The sequence below is a fragment of the Weizmannia sp. WK01 genome (assembly GCF_025905465.1).
GTDB lineage: Bacteria > Bacillota > Bacilli > Bacillales > Bacillaceae_C > Weizmannia > Weizmannia faecalis.
On the sequence record NZ_CP109616.1, the window covers coordinates 1,253,616 to 1,270,042 of the forward strand.

Annotated in this window: 16 protein-coding genes and 1 riboswitch; of the genes, 9 read left to right on the forward strand and 7 right to left on the reverse strand. The window is 45.1% G+C overall.

All coding sequences use genetic code 11. The annotated features are described in order from the left end of the window. Positions 1-18 precede the first annotated feature (18 nt). Positions 19-942, reverse strand: a complete 924-nt coding sequence (locus tag OF158_RS05700; protein WP_014095656.1) for an SDR family oxidoreductase — start codon at positions 940-942, stop codon at positions 19-21. Between the two features lie 433 nt (positions 943-1,375). Between OF158_RS05700 and OF158_RS05705 the strand changes: the two genes are divergently transcribed. Then, positions 1,376-1,651 carry a hypothetical protein gene (locus OF158_RS05705; protein ID WP_035181975.1) on the forward strand — a complete coding sequence of 92 codons (276 nt, stop codon included), beginning with the start codon at positions 1,376-1,378 and terminating at the stop codon, positions 1,649-1,651. Positions 1,652-1,872: 221 nt separating this feature from the next. Here OF158_RS05705 and OF158_RS05710 read toward each other — a convergent pair whose 3' ends face one another. Both OF158_RS05710 and OF158_RS05715 read right to left on the reverse strand, forming a co-directional pair. Next, a complete protein-coding gene (locus tag OF158_RS05710) occupies positions 1,873-2,634 on the reverse strand; it encodes a 2-keto-4-pentenoate hydratase (protein ID WP_035181974.1) in 762 nt (253 codons plus the stop codon). Positions 2,635-3,223: 589 nt separating this feature from the next. Beyond that, a complete protein-coding gene (locus OF158_RS05715) occupies positions 3,224-3,658 on the reverse strand; it encodes an Rrf2 family transcriptional regulator (RefSeq protein WP_026683812.1) in 435 nt (144 codons plus the stop codon). A 174-nt stretch (positions 3,659-3,832) separates the two neighbouring features. On the opposite strand from OF158_RS05715, the gene hmpA reads away from it, so the two are divergent. Further along, positions 3,833-5,044: an NO-inducible flavohemoprotein gene (gene hmpA / locus OF158_RS05720; protein WP_026683813.1), complete on the forward strand. Its 1,212-nt coding sequence runs from the start codon at positions 3,833-3,835 to the stop codon at positions 5,042-5,044. Between the two features lie 254 nt (positions 5,045-5,298). On the opposite strand, the gene OF158_RS05725 is transcribed toward hmpA, so the two are convergent. The 3 genes from OF158_RS05725 to OF158_RS05735 form a co-directional block, all read right to left on the reverse strand. Beyond that, the gene (locus OF158_RS05725; protein WP_017552138.1) at positions 5,299-6,051 is read right to left on the reverse strand and encodes a sulfite exporter TauE/SafE family protein; all 753 of its coding nucleotides are present in this window, start codon (positions 6,049-6,051) and stop codon (positions 5,299-5,301) included. Positions 6,052-6,933: 882 nt separating this feature from the next. Next, complete coding sequence (locus tag OF158_RS05730; RefSeq protein WP_080666392.1) at positions 6,934-7,380, reverse strand: Dps family protein; 447 nt, start codon at positions 7,378-7,380, stop codon at positions 6,934-6,936. A 554-nt stretch (positions 7,381-7,934) separates the two neighbouring features. Next, on the reverse strand, positions 7,935-8,921 hold the full coding sequence (locus tag OF158_RS05735) for a Gfo/Idh/MocA family protein (RefSeq protein ID WP_014095646.1): 987 nt from the start codon (positions 8,919-8,921) through the stop codon (positions 7,935-7,937). Between the two features lie 254 nt (positions 8,922-9,175). Here OF158_RS05735 and OF158_RS05740 point away from each other — a divergent pair, with 254 nt between their 5' ends. From OF158_RS05740 to OF158_RS05760, 5 genes are all read left to right on the forward strand, one after another. Continuing rightward, entirely contained in the window at positions 9,176-10,252 is a 1,077-nt protein-coding gene (locus tag OF158_RS05740; protein ID WP_017552144.1) for an ATP-binding protein, read from the forward strand. Positions 10,253-10,468: 216 nt separating this feature from the next. After that, positions 10,469-12,037, forward strand: coding sequence for a peptide chain release factor 3 (locus OF158_RS05745; protein WP_035181970.1), 1,569 nt, complete (start codon positions 10,469-10,471; stop codon positions 12,035-12,037). Between the two features lie 441 nt (positions 12,038-12,478). Then, positions 12,479-13,888, forward strand: a complete 1,410-nt coding sequence (gene ltrA, locus OF158_RS05750; RefSeq protein ID WP_048339776.1) for a group II intron reverse transcriptase/maturase — start codon at positions 12,479-12,481, stop codon at positions 13,886-13,888. A 162-nt stretch (positions 13,889-14,050) separates the two neighbouring features. Next, positions 14,051-14,521: a hypothetical protein gene (locus OF158_RS05755; RefSeq protein WP_014095643.1), complete on the forward strand. Its 471-nt coding sequence runs from the start codon at positions 14,051-14,053 to the stop codon at positions 14,519-14,521. A 46-nt stretch (positions 14,522-14,567) separates the two neighbouring features. Next, positions 14,568-14,712, forward strand: a riboswitch (yybP-ykoY riboswitch). A 133-nt stretch (positions 14,713-14,845) separates the two neighbouring features. Further along, positions 14,846-15,649, forward strand: coding sequence for a TerC family protein (locus OF158_RS05760; protein ID WP_014095642.1), 804 nt, complete (start codon positions 14,846-14,848; stop codon positions 15,647-15,649). A 44-nt stretch (positions 15,650-15,693) separates the two neighbouring features. Here the strand turns inward: OF158_RS05760 and OF158_RS05765 are convergent, their stop codons facing one another. Then, positions 15,694-15,894, reverse strand: coding sequence for an alpha/beta-type small acid-soluble spore protein (locus OF158_RS05765; RefSeq protein ID WP_014095641.1), 201 nt, complete (start codon positions 15,892-15,894; stop codon positions 15,694-15,696). 217 nt (positions 15,895-16,111) lie between these two features. Here OF158_RS05765 and OF158_RS05770 point away from each other — a divergent pair, with 217 nt between their 5' ends. Next, positions 16,112-16,273, forward strand: a complete 162-nt coding sequence (locus tag OF158_RS05770; protein WP_014095640.1) for a hypothetical protein — start codon at positions 16,112-16,114, stop codon at positions 16,271-16,273. Further along, a complete protein-coding gene (locus OF158_RS05775) occupies positions 16,270-16,407 on the forward strand; it encodes a hypothetical protein (protein WP_014095639.1) in 138 nt (45 codons plus the stop codon). The genes OF158_RS05770 and OF158_RS05775 overlap by 4 nt, the downstream gene beginning before the upstream one ends. Positions 16,408-16,427: the final 20 nt, after the last annotated feature.

A 16,427-nucleotide genomic window follows, 5' to 3' on the forward strand; every position in this document is an offset into this window, starting at 1 on the left:
ATCATCGCATCCATTTGTTCATTTGGGTGGAAGAGTTAAAAAAACTGCAGAAAAGATTTTCTGCAGTTTTTTTCCATCAGATGACATTGCCATGCCGCCGTTAACATGGATGCACTGACCGGTAATATAAGCCCCTTCATCAGAAGCTAAAAGCACATATGCCCCTGCATGGTCGGCCGGCTGTCCCGGGCGTCCGAGCGGGGTTTTAAGCCCAAAGCTTTCCACTGTCTTTTCGTCAAAAGTGGAAGGAATAAGCGGTGTCCAAATCGGTCCTGGTGCTACCATATTGACGCGTATCCCTTTTGAGGCGAGATTTTGTGCAAGGCTGCGCGTAAATCCGACAATGGCCCCTTTTGTAGCAGTATAGTCTAGGAGTTTCGGATTGCCTACATAGGGATTAATAGATGCCGTTGAAATGATGGCACTGCCTTGTTTTAAGTGCGGGACGGCATATTTGCACATATAAAAGACGGAATAAATGTTGGTACGGAAGGTTTTGTCCCATTGTTCATGGGTAATATCTTCAATCTTTTCAGTAGGGAACTGCACGCCTGCATTATTGACCAAAATATCGAGTTTTCCAAACTCTGCTACCGTTTTTTCAACGAGCTGTTTACATGTTGCTTCTTGGGAGACATCCCCCGGTAGCAGCAGACATTGGACGCCTTCTGCTTCAACAAGGCTCTTCGTTTCTTCAGCATCGTTTTGTTCATTTAAATAGTTTATGGCTACGTTCGCGCCTTCTTTTGCATAAGCGATCGCAACAGCACGTCCGATACCGCTGTCTCCACCAGTAATGAGCGCCACCCGTCCTTTTAATTTTTCACTGCCTTTATAATTCAGCGGTTGGACAGGCCGCGGATTCATCAGCGATTCAATGCCCGGTTGTTCCGGCTGGGTTTGGGCAGGTTGTCCGTTTTTTTGCTGTTCGTAAATATTCATCGATGCATCCTCCTCCTTCATATTGCATACAGTATTTGTATAACCTGTAAAAAATCCAATAAACCTCAAAACAAAAACGGCAACGGTTTCAATTTTTGATGGCCAATGGGCGGCAACGGTTTCTGATTTGGCCCGTATTTTGTGCCACGGCCCGGTAGCGTGGTATTCTTTGCAAGATGCTGGCTTGCCGCGCCCGCAAAAAAACATGCCGGCAGCAAAAGAGAAGAATCACTGCTGCAATTATTTTCCAATCCAATAAAAATGACGGCAGTGGTTGCAACGGATGCGGGCAAGGCCATTACCGCCTCGGAATTGTTGACCTGCTTAGGACACTTAAATGCCGCCTTGAAAGAATGGCGGTATTTAGGTGAATGAAAACCAAGCAATAGGGCAAAAATTATTTTATCAATCAACCGGCTTGGGAGTGTTCGTGATGCACATCGAAGGGAATGTGATTAAAGGAGAATTTGATAAGAACCGGAATGAATTTTCACTGCAGCATGTCAAACAATTTGTTACATCATCGACCATCAATGCAAACCAGTTCAGATCCTTATATGATTATTTGAAGAAGCACCGGGATGACCATGAAGGCCAAATCTTGACCTTATATGATCAAATGCCGGTTCATTTATCCGCTGAAGATATCCATCTGTTCATTGAAGATCTTGAAAAACTGCAACCATTGTACCACCCGGAAGGAATGTAATGCCTCTTTCTGTAAAACCATGGATCAACTGGCCGACTATATGATCTCTTTTTACTCATTTTCATGCTTGTGCGGGTGTGGCATTGTGGATGTCTGGAAGGGAGGGATATCTGCAGCCGCGGTTCATTGTAAACAGGTGCCTGTATGTCCAAAAAAACATCTCCTGCTGGCATTTTCGGAGATGTTTTTTGCCGTGCATTTATTATATGGACGCTTCATTTCTATTCTGTGACCGTCAATTTCACAGTGCCTATTCCTTCAAATTTTCCGCTGTATGTTCCGGCTTCCAGCGGCTTTGGCAGGACAAATGTGCCGGATGAGACAAACATGCCCGGTTCAAGCGCTGCCTGATGTTCGCCTAGTTTTTTCAGCAGCCATTTTACGGCATGAACCGGATGCCCCATGACAGCTGAAGATTTGCCTTCATCGAGCACCTTGCCGTTAAGGAGCAATTGGCCATGGATATTATCAATATCGCCATATGTATAATCTTTGGCTTCCCCAAAAGCTACTTTTCCGCCGACAGCCCCGTCTGCGCAAACTTGTTCTTTTGGCATTTTAGGGAACCAGTCCTTAAATCGGGAATCAGGAATTTCCAATCCCGGTGCAACTTGTGTCTTTTGGATGATTTCTGCTTCAGACGCGTCTGCCGTAAGCCGTTCTTTTACAAGAAAAACCAATTCCAATTCGATCAATGGATTAAGCGTATCTTTGCTGAGGGATATATGATTTGTCACCTGCTGATCGGTCAACTCGCCGTACAATGGTTCACGCGCATCAAATAATGCCTGCGTTTCGGGGCTTGTCATGCTGATCTTATACCCATTTAACGTTTCGTGGTTTTCTTTTTTTGCCGCAGTAAAAGCATGCTGCATCCGATAAGCCTCATCTAAATCAATGCCTGCCGGAAAAACATCCTTATTCAGCGCTTTTCTATTTTTGTAAGCATCATATAAGGTATTTAAAAAAGCTTCCTTTAGCATCGCCAAACCACCTTCTCCAAAATTTTTATATTTATATAATTTATCTATCATTTTAACACTTTTCAGGAAGGTTGGAAAAAATTTTTTTGGAAAAGACGGCCTTTCTTCACGTAGAGGGCGTCTATGTTAAGGAAGCATGGAAAAACGACGGTCTTTCTTCACGTAGAGGTCGTCTACGTTAAGGAAGCGCGAAAAAACGAGTCTCTTCCTTAACATAGGGCGCGTTTCAAGTGCAAGCTTTTTCCTGCATTTTTATAACATACTTGCATTCAATTTTTATCAAAGCTGTCAGCATCCTTGCCAAACCTTTTGCTTATTCAGCAAACCCTAATTAGTCGAATAAATGATTTGCTTAAAATAAATTTAATTTAAAAAATGCTGAGTAAATAGCCTTTCTTATTGATATCAAATTCTGTATACTCACTTAAATCATATGAATAGAATTGCACTAAATGTTCAAGTACAGATTTATTTCCATATGTGACTTTTTTAATGTCTATGTTTATTTTGTTCACCTTATTTCATTTTTGGTTTTTCTTTACTTCTACCACTATTTTGATCTCGGGATGTGACGCTGCACCACTTAGTTTTATTTTACAAGCAGTTGCCTGTAGGATAAGGGATCTTTTACTAAATCTTCTAGTGTATATTTGTCGAGCACGCGGAGATAAGCGATGAGGGCTTCGTTTAAAACATGCTTTAATCCGCAAACGGGGGAGATGATACAGGCGGAAGCCCCGTCTTCCATACATTCGACTAATTTAAAATCATCTTCTGTTATGCGGATCAGTTTTCCGACATTAATTTCGCGGGGATGCTTGTTCAGGCATATGCCGCCTCCCCTTCCGCGCACTGTTTTGATCAGCCCGAGTTTGCTTAACTCGTATGTGATTTTCATTAAATGATTTTTTGAGATGTTGTAGGCATCCGCAATTTCTTTGATGCTGGCTAATTTTCCTTCTTCCAATGAAGCGAGATAGATTAATTCACGCAAAGCATAATCAGAGTAATGGGTTAAACGCATTTATATCACCTGCCAACCCCATTATACCCGTTCCCCTCGAAAATGGCGCTCATTTTTTCCTTTTCGGAAAATGTGATAACTTTATTAAAGATGTATTTAAAATATTGCTTTAAAAACAAAGGAGCACTATCTTAAAGATATATTTTAAATATTACTATTTGGAGAGTGGAAATCATGTTATCGCAGAAAACCATTGAGATCGTAAAATCAACTGTGCCCGTATTAAAAACACAAGGGACGGACATTACTACATACTTTTATAAAACCATGTTTGCAGCACATCCCGAGCTGCTGAATATTTTTAATCAAACGAATCAATCACGAGGAAGGCAGCAAACAGCACTCGCCAATGCCGTACTTGCGGCGGCTTCTTATATTGACCATTTGGAAACCATCTTGCCGGTTGTGGAACAAATTTCACAAAAACACCGTGGCCTGGGCGTTAAACCGGAGCATTATCCGATTGTCGGGGAATTTTTACTAAAAGCCATTAAAGAAGTATTAGGAGATGTGGCCACGGAAGAGGTTTTACAGGCTTGGGCTGAAGCATACGGGGCCATTGCTGATGTTTTCATTCAAGTCGAGAAAAAAATGTATCAAGAAGCTGAAACCCAAAGAGGGGGATGGGACGGTTTTAAACCGTTTAGAGTTGTAAAAAAGGTAAAAGAGAGCAATGTTATTACTTCCTTTTATTTAAAACCTACGGACGGGGGCCCGGTGCCATCCTATCTTCCGGGGCAGTACCTTACACTAAGAGTGAAAATTCCAGGCGAAACATATCTGTTTAACCGCCAGTACAGCCTTTCATGCGGGCCGGGGCATGAGTATTTCCGGATTTCGGTGAAACGGGAAGCAGATCATGAACCGAACGGGAAGGTGTCAACATATTTACATGATCAAGTAAAAGTGGGAGACGAGCTGGAGATCAGCGTACCGGCCGGCGTCTTCACACTTGACGATGAGGCTGCACCGATTGCCCTAATTAGTGGCGGGGTTGGCTTGACACCAATGATGAGTATGCTGGAAGCTTTAGCGGATGCCAGCTCTAAACGTGAAGTCCATTTTATTCATGCTGCCCGCAATGAAGAATTCCATGCTTTTAAAGAGGAAGCAAAGCACCATATTGAAAAGCTTGAAAACGGGCATTATTATTTTGGGTACGGGCATCCCCTTCACGAAAACAGCGGCTGCGATTTCACAGGCCATCTTTCCAAAGCATTTTTGGAAAAGATTGTAACCACGCAAACGGTTTGTTATATTTGCGGACCGGTTCCGTTTTTGAGAAATGCAGTGCAGATTTTAACGGAACTTGGCGTTGCCAAAGAAAATATCCGCTATGAATTTTTTGGGCCGGCAATGGAACTGGCGCCGGCTGCAGCCGTTTAACCGAGCGGGGGAAAGAAAACTCCGTGATGAAACGCTCATTTTTTCATGCCGGCACATCGTTTGCGACCTGAACCAGTCCCTTTTTCCCGCAATTTTAAAGCGGGAAGGGGCTGTCCCATTTTGGCTCATGCAATGAAGATCGCGAAATGCTTTTGGAAATAGTGACTGAATTTCACGATCAACCAACTGTTTCGTCCTTACAAAAATAAGGGGCTCCCATCAGCCGTCTAACGACTTTTGGGACAGCCCCTTTTTCATAAAATCAGCAGCAAGCTTGCGACAATTGGAACGGCAATCATCGAAGACTTTAGCAGCGAGACGGGGGCGCGGTTTGTAAATTTGGCACCGATGTATGCGCCGGACATTGTGCCGATGACGACTTCCACAAGGAGCCCAAGATCGAGTGTCCCTTGCTGGAAGCTGGCGAGTCCGCCGCCTATTGCAATTGGGATAATGACCATCATGGTTGTGCCGGCAGCCTGGCGGACGGATAAGCCGAGAAGGATCATTAAGCCAAGCTGGATAAATGGTGTCGAGCCGATCCCGAACATCCCTGAGAGCGCGCCGGTTACGATGCCGAGCAACAGCGAGCGGGTCACAAAACGGGGCCCGAACGGAAGGGTTTTTGCCTGGATGGATTGCTTTTGCAGCAAAAACATTCTGAGCCAGAGCAGAAAGGCTGAAAACATGAGCATGCCGGCTGTGAGCCATTTTAGTTCGCTACTCGCAATATGCGCGGAGACATGGGATCCGGCCCAGGCTCCGGCAGCGCCTATGATGCCGGTTGTAATGCCTGCTTTAATGGAGACATTGCCTTCCCGGTAATGGCTTACCGCCCCGGAAAATGAAGAAAAGATCATGGCTGTTAAAGCAGTCGCAAGCGCGGTATGGATCGAAACCCCGAATAAAATCGTCAGCAGGGAAATGATAAAGCCCGCGCCGCCTGCCCCGATAAAGCCTAAAATAAGTCCTGTTAAAAACATCGTAATCAAGATGGAAACATGCATGATGGAAAATCCTTCTTTCGCATTGTACTTCTTCCATTTTATCCGGAACCGCAGGCCTTGTCACGCTGCCGGTATTTGTGGCTCCATCTTAAAGAGGTGTGCCTGAGTTTCGCCCGCTGAATGCTTCTGATATGCAGCGTGAGAAGCGGCATGTGCGATGTAAAATGGCATGGTACGCGGTATGGAATGTCCTTTTGGGGGGGCAAAAGGAAAAAAGAGGCGACAACCATTTTGAAAATGTCTAATTAGGGTTTGCTAAATAAGCAAAATTCCTGGATTTGGCAAGGATGCTGACAGCTTTGGCATAAATGTAATGCAAGGGTTTTATAAAAAATGCAGGGAAAAGCTTGCACTTGAAACGCGCTCTATGTGAAGGAAGGTCATCGTTTTTGCTTGCTTTCTTAACGTAGACGGGCTCTATGTGAAGAAAGGCCATCGTTTTTCCGCGCTTTCTTAACGTAGACGTACTCTATGTGAAGGAAGGCCGTCAATTTTCCGCGCTTTCTTAACGTAGACGGGCTCTATGTGAAGGAAGGCCGTCAATTTTCCGCGCTTTCTTAACGTAGACGCACTCTATGTGAAGGAAGAGCCTCGTTTTTTCGTGCTTTCTTAACGTAAACGCGCCCTATGTGAAGAAAGGCCGTCAATTTTCCAGGCTTCCTTCACATAGGGCTTGCTAAAATAACCAAAATTCCTAGATTTGGCAAGGATTATGAAAGGATTATTCAGTTGGTTTTTGCACTTTCTTAATCTTGGTTTTATTTAAAGGTTGAGCCGGGGTCAAATCGGACTGTTGATGAATCAAGACGTAAAAAAGCGGCGCCTGTTTTGCAGCATGAAAAAAACGGCTCCATTCTTTTAGAACGGGGCCGTTTTGGCAGTTTATTGCGTAACCGGTACAGCGAGTAGCGCGCTCAGCATCCAGATGGTTTTTTCAACGCTTTCCACAAGCGTTGTTGCCATGTCAGCCGTGCCATAATCATGATTGTCTTCAGCAAGTGCGATCAATTTTTTCAGTTCGCCGGCGATTTGTTTGTAGTCTTTTACAAGGGATTCCACCATTTGTTCAGCGGTTAAGCCGGATTTTGCTTCTTCAATGGTTGCAATTTCGAGGTATTCTTTGAAAGAAGCAGCCGGTTTTCCGCCGATCGCAAGGATGCGTTCTGCAAAATCATCGACCACCGTGGCAGCTTCGTTGTACAGTTCTTCAAATTTTACGTGCAGCGTGAAGAACAGCGGGCCTTTTACATACCAGTGGTAGTGGTGCAATTTTGTGTATAGGACGCTCCAGTTTGCAACTTGTACGTTTAACGCTGTTTCAATATACATTTTCATTCCTCCCCGGGTTTTGGTCTTGCTATATTTTTATTATAATATATATCACTTAAAAGTCAATATTAAATTATAATAATTATAAACAAGGTGGGAATGTTGATAATTTGTCCGTCTCTATCTGGTTTAATAACAATACGCCCCAAATCATCATCCCCCAGCCGTCCCGGTTTTCTCTGGTATTAAACGCAAAGGCAGGGGACAAGCGAATGCGTTTATTGCACAATATGCTCCAATTAGCACTCCCCCGGCCGCTTCACCTTTCGCTGGTTTTAAAACGCAAAGGTAGGGCAAAGAAGCTCCGCTTGCCCTCGCTTTCTACACGGTACGCTTCTGAATAGGCATCCCCCGGCCGTCCCGGTTTTCTCTGGTATTAAACGCAAAGGCAGGGGACAAGGAAATCCCGCTTGCCCCCGTTTTCAAATGCAGGGACAAGGGATTCCCTTATTGCCCTTGCCATCCGTTTTCAAATTTCCCCCGGCCTGTTGCCCGGTTTTTGCGCTTAAACTGCACGGTACGATCCGGAATCAGATTTTCTCCTGGAACGGTTTTTAGTTTCTGTCGGTTTTAAAGACAATCCCGTTTTGTTTCCGCGATTTTTCAATAACCGAAAGGACTTCATAACTGGACTGGCGCAAGGTTTCATACGTTTTTCTATCATTTTGCGCGATGATATCGGCAAAATCATTGATTTCATACATCATATTTTGCGCTTCCTGCTTCCGCGAGAAGAGGACCGGCTCCTTTGTCCGCACATCGGCAAACTTCATCTTTTCCAATTCTGAGATGCCTTCAATAATAATGCTGCCTTTTTCGCCGTGGATTTCGCTCGGAATATAAGAATGGGAAATTTTTGAGCAGATCACGGTAATATTGAACCCTTCGTATTGCAGGACAAGGGTGCCAGCCCCGTCAATGCCGTTCCGCAAAAGGACCGGGAAGTACCGGCTGTCTTTCGGTGCGCCGAATAACCAGACCGCAAGCGAAAGCGGATAGACGCCAAGATCCATTAATGCCCCACCGGAGAAGTTCCGCGAGAATACGTTTGGCTCTTCACCGGCAAGGAATTTATCGTAGCGGGAAGAGTATTGTACATATTGGAAAATTCCGGTTCTGATTTGGCCAACATCCTTTAATTTTTCTTTTAAAAGGGCAGTATTCGGATAATGGATATTCCGGATTGCCTCAAATAAAAATACACCGTTCTGATCGGCAACACGAAAAGCTTCCTTAAATTCTTCCGTATTCGAAAAAATCGGTTTTTCGCAAATGACATGTTTTTTGTTTTTCAGAAAAACGAGCACTTGTTCAAAATGGAGCGCATTTGGTGACGCGATATAAATAGCATCAATGTTCTCGTTTTTTGCCATTTCTTCAAGATCCGTAAACATATTCGGTGCGCCATGTTTTTCCGCCATTTGTTCAGCGCTTTCTTTTTTGCGCGAGTAAACGGCTTCAAGGGTTAATTTTCCGGATAATTTTGCTGCTTCAATAAAAGCAGAGGTAATCCAGCTTGTTCCAACGGTTGCAAAACGCATAGCATCGCTTCCTTTTCTCATTTTATCTTGATACGTTCATTGTATCACATGTCGAAACGGTTGATAAACAGTGAGGATTCGACATAAAATTTTATAAATAAATGGATATTTTTGTTGAAAAAGATATATAGTTGAAATATATATACATAATCACAGGAATGCCCGGTCTTCATCAGACATATATTGAGCATGAAAGTTCATTTCAAAAAAAGCTTGAAATACGGATTGATAGAAAGATAGGCAGGTGCAAAAATATGGGTGTCGGAAAAATACATTATGAATTTATGGATCTCCCGCTCCGCTTTCATCTTTTTTCTGCTGTTGTCGGAATGGACGGTATTTTAAAAAGCATTTCCTCTGATATGCAGACTGTAACGGGTTTTGATGCCGGCGACTGGGTAGGAAGGCCTTTTTCTGCTTTGATGCACCACGATGACCGCAACAAATGGGTAGGCATTCTAAATGGAGAGAAAGAAGAAATGGGTCTTTTCATGTACAGGATGAAATCGAAAAACGGCGATTACAAATGGGTGGAGTCGACTTATGCCATCTTTAAAGATTTAAAGTATGGCGAAAAGCCTCATATCCATTTGCTGACGAAGGATATGACGGTTGTCAAGGAATTATACGATTATCTTGTTTCATCTGAACAGTTGTCCATGGTCGGACAACTTGCTGCAGGCATTGCACATGAAATCCGGAATCCGCTCACGTCAATTAAAGGCTTTTTGCAGCTGATGCAGGCTGGTGTAATTGATACAGGCAATTACCTCGATATTATGCAAAATGAAATTGAACGGATTGAAATGATTTCAAGCGAGCTGCTTTTTCTCGGCAGGCCGAAAGCATCGGATATGAAAGTTTGCTGCTTGCAAACATTGCTTGATGAAGTGCTTGTTTTAATGGAAACGCAATCGTACGGAAAAAACATCCAAATTGAAACGGTTTTTCCATCGCAGCCCATTTTTATTTCTTGTGACGATTCAAAAATGAAGCAGGTATTTGTGAATTTAATCAAAAACGGCCTGGAGGCGATGGAAGAAGGGGGAACGCTGACCGTTGAACTTTCGGTGGCCGAGGAACGTGCAGCCGTTGCGATCCGGGATGAGGGAATCGGGATCCCACCGGAAAAATTGGAAAAAATCGGCCAGCCTTTTTATACGACAAAAGAGCGCGGCAACGGGCTTGGTTTAATGGTTTGTTACCAGATTGTAAGAGAGCATAACGGAGACATTTCCATAGAGAGCAAACCCGGGGAAGGCACTGTTTTCACCGTGGTTCTGCCCTGGGCGGGGCCGGACGGGGAACAGGAGGCATCTGGCAGTTTTTGATGCGCGCCTCAAAGCATCCGGCAATCTGTGAAGCCAAGAAGAACCCGGCCTTTCCGGCAGATTTCTTCCATTGAGAATAAGGAAAAACTGTTGTATGCTTATGTACAGTCTCCAATGGCCGGATGATTTGTGCACTGTTTATTAGGAAGGTGAGGGCCGATGTAAAAAAACGATGCAAAAACAAGCCTACTCTACATGATTGAAAGGAACTGACATATGGCAGGATTTGAAGATGAAGTGTTATCAAGAAGGACTTTTGCGATTATTTCCCACCCGGACGCCGGGAAAACAACGTTGACGGAGAAGCTGCTTCTGTTTGGCGGGGCCATCCGCGCCGCCGGGACGGTCAAAGGCAAAAAAACCGGGAAATTTGCGACTTCCGACTGGATGGAAATCGAGAAGCAGCGGGGCATTTCCGTTACTTCTTCCGTTATGCAGTTTGAATATGCGGGAAAAAGGATCAATATTTTGGATACGCCCGGCCACCAGGATTTCAGTGAAGACACATACCGGACACTGATGGCCGTCGACAGCGCCGTCATGATCATTGATGCTGCTAAAGGGATTGAGGCACAGACGATTAAACTGTTTAAAGTGTGCCGGATGCGGGGGATTCCGATTTTTACGTTTATCAATAAACTGGACCGCCAAGGGAGGCCGCCGCTTGAGCTGCTGGCTGAACTGGAGGAAATCCTCGGCATTGAATCGTATCCGATGAACTGGCCGATTGGCATGGGAAAAGAATTTCTCGGCATTTATGACCGTTATCACCGCCGCATCGAGCAGTTCCGCGTGGAAGAAGGGGACCGGTTTCTCGCGTTAAATGAAGCGGGTGAAGTGGAAGGGGATGCCCCGATCAAAGAAAACGCGCTGTATGGCCAGGCGTTGGAAGAAATCATGCTGCTCGATGAAGCGGGCAATGAATTTTCGGAGAAGCGGATTGCAAACGGCACGCTGACGCCGGTCTTTTTCGGCAGTGCCCTGACAAATTTCGGCGTGCAGACATTTCTGGAAACGTATCTTCAATTTGCGCCGCCCCCTCAAGGAAGAAAGACGGACGAAGGGGTGGTGGATCCGTTAAGCGAACAATTTTCGGGTTTTGTGTTCAAAATCCAGGCGAATATGAATCCCGCCCACCGCGATCGGATTGCGTTTATCCGTATTTGTTCTGGAAAATTTGAACGCGGCATGTCCGTCACGCTTGCAAGAACCGGAAAACAAATGAAACTGTCCCAGTCAACCCAGTTTCTTGCGGATGACAGGAGCACGGTTGAAGAAGCGGTTAGCGGCGATATTCTCGGCCTGTATGATACCGGCACATACCAGATTGGCGACACAATCTTCTCCGGGAAACAGCCGGTCCAATTTGAAAAGCTGCCGCAATTTACACCGGAACTGTTTGTAAAAGTATCGGCGAAAAACGTGATGAAACAAAAAAGTTTCCATAAAGGGATCAACCAGCTCGTTCAGGAAGGCGCGATCCAGCTGTACCGCACATGGCATACGGAAGATTATATTTTAGGGGCGGTCGGGCAGCTGCAGTTTGAAGTGTTCGAACATCGCATGAAAAATGAGTATAACTCCGATGTCGTAATGGAATCGATCGGTTCCAAAATTCCGCGCTGGGTTGAGGGGGATACGGTGGACGAATCCCTTTCCAGTTCGCGCAGTCTGCTTGTGAAAGACCGTTTCGGAAAACCGTTGTTTTTATTTGAAAATGATTTTGCATTGCGCTGGTTCACGGACAAGCATCCCGACATTAAACTGTATAATCCGATGAATTAAAAAACACTGTGCGGCTTTGCCGTACAGTGTTTTTTGCAGTGCGCCGTGCATGGCGATTCGCTAGGCGGTGTAAGTCCGCTATGGGGGTAGGTAGCGACCAACCATTAGCCAAGAGCAAGGGTGTCCATCGTGAGATGGAATCTGAAGGAAGCTGGAGGCAAAATTCTGACCCGAGGAACACGAACATCATTAGGCGTACTCTCACAGGGTAAGGCTGCTGAACAAGTCAAAGCCCAAAAGCTATCCGGATGTGGAAACGTAAATGGTGCGGGTACATGGAATGAAAGTGAATCACCTTACCACGGGAGGTCTCACGGACAGGTGGAAACAGAGTATGAAACCTGGTTGAAACAAGATTTGCCGTGAGAAGTCAGCAGAGGCCATAGTACGGAGATGCCTGGAGCATCGAAGGAAGGGCTGAACTAAAGGAAGTGGAAGTCAATGAAAGTTACCGAAGAAACGAACAAATGCAGAAAACAGGAAGAAACCTGCTGTCAAAAAGATACTGCGGAACAGGAAGGATATGACAGAGGGCATAGTTTCAAGAGGATAACTGAAAACAACACCACTAACACCAACAGACAGAACGAATGGATGCTCGAACGAATCCTTTCAAGTAATAACCTGCACCGTGCCTATAAAAAGGTAAAGAAAAACAAAGGTGCGGGCGGTGTCGATGGAATGAAAACAGGTGAACTTTTGGCATACCTAACTGAACATCAGAGGGAGCTCGTCCTCTCCATTCGAAATGGGACATACAAGCCCCAACCCGTTAGAAGGGTAGAAATACCAAAAGACAACGGGAAAACAAGGAAACTTGGAATACCAACGGTAGTAGACCGAGTCATCCAACAAGCCATTTCGCAGGTCCTAGTCCCTATATATGAAAGAAAGTTCTCAGACAATAGCTATGGTTTCCGACCACATAGAAGTACAAATCAGGCACTTCTCAAGTGCCAAAAGAATGTAAATGAAGGATACCAGTATGTAGTAGACCTGGACTTAGAACAGTACTTTGACACGGTAAACCATAGTAAGCTTATCCAGATATTGAGTGAAACAATTCACGACGGACGTGTAATCTCCTTAATCCATAAATTCCTAAATGCAGGTGTTATGATCAAAGGAATAAGGACAACAAATGATTTCGGTGTTCCACAAGGAGGACCACTAAGTCCGCTTCTTGCCAATGTAATGTTAAACGAATTGGATAAAGAAATGGAAGCAAGAAATCACCGATTTGTCCGTTACGCTGATGATGTGATCATATTCTGTAAAAGCCGAAGAAGCTGCGAAAGAACATACCATAACATTCTCCCATTCATTGAGAGGAAATTGCGACTCAAAGTGAACCGAGAGAAGACGATGATCACACATATTAGAAACATCAAGTTCCTGAGTTATGGATTCTACCTTTATGAAGGAAAATGCAAATTCCGGGTACACCCGAAGGGTGTTCAAAAATTAAAGGAGAAAATTCGCAGAATCACAGGAAGAAGCAACGGATTAAGCGTAGAGGAAAGAAAGAAAAGGCTAAACGACACTGTCCGAGGATGGGTAAATTACTACAAGCTAGCGGATATGAAAAGTCTGGTAACCAGACTGGACCAATGGACACGAAGAAGAATGCGAATGGTAACTTGGAAAAGATGGAAGAGAGTACGCACAAGATTTTATTGGCTCAAGAAATTAGGGATCAATAAAAGAAAGGCGTGGGAATGGGCTAACACAAGAAAAGGCTACTGGAGAATCTCCGGCAGCCATATCTTAGCTAGAACCCTTACAAACGAACTCTTCCGAAGAGCAAGGTATATAAGTTTTCTGGATTACTATCTGTCTGTACGGTCGTAAACTTTAGAACCGCCGTGTACGGAACCGTACGCACGGTGGTGTGAGAGGTCGGCTAATCAAATAATGATTAGCCTCCTACTCGATTTTTTCCGGGGCATGATAAGAACACGTAAAAACGGGAGGATTATGACTAGCCAACTTCAGCTTTAAAGGGGCATGTGCATGAAAAAATTAGCACCGCTTGAGGCGATTGTTTGGAACATTGCCTTGCCAGGGTTTGCCCAGCTTTTGGCGGGCCGTTATGTGAAGGGCATCATGTTTCTTTTTATGGAGTTTCTGATTAATGTGAACAGCCGTTTTAATGAAGCGATCATGCTCAGTTTTCTCGGAAGAACAAGGGAAGCCGGCAACATTGTCGATTACGGATGGCTGATGTTTTATCCTTGTCTATACTTTTTTGCCATGTGGGATGCATATAAAATGGCCCGCGGCAATCTTCAGCCGTATAGTTATCTGCCTTTTGTGTTTGCTGCTTACTTTGTAACGCTCGGATTAATGCTCTCCCCTGCGGTTATCGTCCGGCAAAAGATGCCCGGGCCTGTTTTTTTCCCGATGCTTTGCACCATCCCTGGACTTTTGGCCGGCGGGCTGCTCCGCATAATTTTAACGCGAAAATCGCATAAAAATAGTTGACGGAAATGGATGGATCCCATATAATCAAAATAACAGAATACTTTTGACAATTGTCAAAGGGGAGTAGCGTTAAGTGTGCATGGCACACTTAAAACAAAGTCGTCATTACATGATCCGTTTCGGCGGTCATCGGCTTTGTTGGCACCATTTGGATGTCTAGCAAGACCTTTGCCTGTACTGGCAAAGGTCTTGCTTTTTGTCTTTACAGGAAATTGTCAAAAGTGGCACTTCACTGATCACGCCGGTACGCGTCTTGGACCGGAATGCCGCTTTTGATCTGTAAGGGCAATGGTTCCGGGTGCCGGCAAAGGAGGACTTTGTGGAATGGATTTATCAATGCTATTCGAATATGCATGGGTGTTATGCGTATTGGTCGGACTGGAAGGAATTTTAGCTGCGGATAATGCGGTCGTGATGGCGGTGATGGTCAAACATCTGCCGCACGCGCAGCAAAAAAAAGCGCTCTTTTACGGGCTTCTGGGCGCATTTGTATTCCGGTTCACTGCCCTGTTTCTCATTTCGTTTCTTGCAAACATATGGCAGATTCAGGCTGTCGGGGCCGCTTACTTGTTTTTTATTATGATCCACCATTTTGTAAAAAAGCACCGGGAAAATGGCCCAAAACTTGCCGAAGCCGCATCGAAGCCGGTTTCTTTCTGGATGACCGTTTTTAAAGTGGAACTCGCCGACATTGCGTTTGCCATTGATTCTATGCTTGCAGCTGTGGCCATGGCTGTGACGCTGTCCCCGGCCGGCTCGTTTCAAATTGGGGGAATTAACGGCGGACAGTTCAGCGTTATGTTTTTAGGCGGGGTGATCGGACTGGTGCTAATCCGCTTTGCTGCCAACCGGTTTGTCCGCCTGCTGGAAAAATATCCGGGCCTTGAAGATGCCGCTTTTCTGATTGTCGGCTGGGTCGGGGTGAAATTGCTCGTTTTTACGCTTTCACACCCGGGCGTCGGGCTGATTGATGAACATTTCCCGGAGTCTGCTTTGTGGAAACTGATTTTCTGGGCGGTGATGCTTGCGATCGCAGCGGGCGGCTATTTTTTCTCCGTCCGCAAAAAAAATCGCAATAAAGAGGCGCAATCCGCCGGGAAATCGGGTAAAAAGCAGCAACAGATGTAAAAAAACCGGCAAAGCAGGCGAATCCCGCTTTGCCGGTTTTTCTTTTATTCCGGATTTTGCCCCAAAAGGCGGGACTGGGCCTCGCGCACGAGCCGTTTTGTCATTTCTCCGCCTACCGATCCGTTTGCCCGAGATACGGTATCCGATCCGAGCTGCACGCCAAATTCTTGCGCTATTTCATACTTTACTTGGTCCATGTATGCCTCAATCCCCGGTACCAACAATTTATTGCTGTTTCTCGCCATCATCATTCTCCTTTTTTTAAAAAATTGGCTCCTCTTTCTGCCGCCCGTATTGCGGCTTCAGCCTTTATGAATAGTATCGGCTTGCAGGAAAGAATTATGTTTGGAAACAGTTGTATTTGCATGCACCCTGAGCCGGTTTTGACAGATATTGCAGCCATAAGGGCGGTGGTGCGCGGGCATGCTAATGATGCAGGCAACCTGAAATGGAGGGGACGGCATGGCGAAACGAAAAGCGGAATTTGATGCAGCCGCGAAAAATAACAAAACCCCGAAAGAGAATCTGGCTGAAACAGCTTTCTCCACGGAATTTGCCCGCGGGGAAGAAGCGGTGAAAGGGGCAAACCGGAATTCAAAAAAAGGCAGGAAAGGGCGTTCATGAACCGCAGGAAACAAAATGTCCGGGAAGAAGCGGGGCTGGAATTCGGGGACATCAATGCCGGGAAGATATATGAAATCATGGCTGAAAGCGGAACCGGCAAAAAAAGAAAAAATGCAAAAAAAAATAAAAAATGAGGATGGCAGCCGCCATCCTT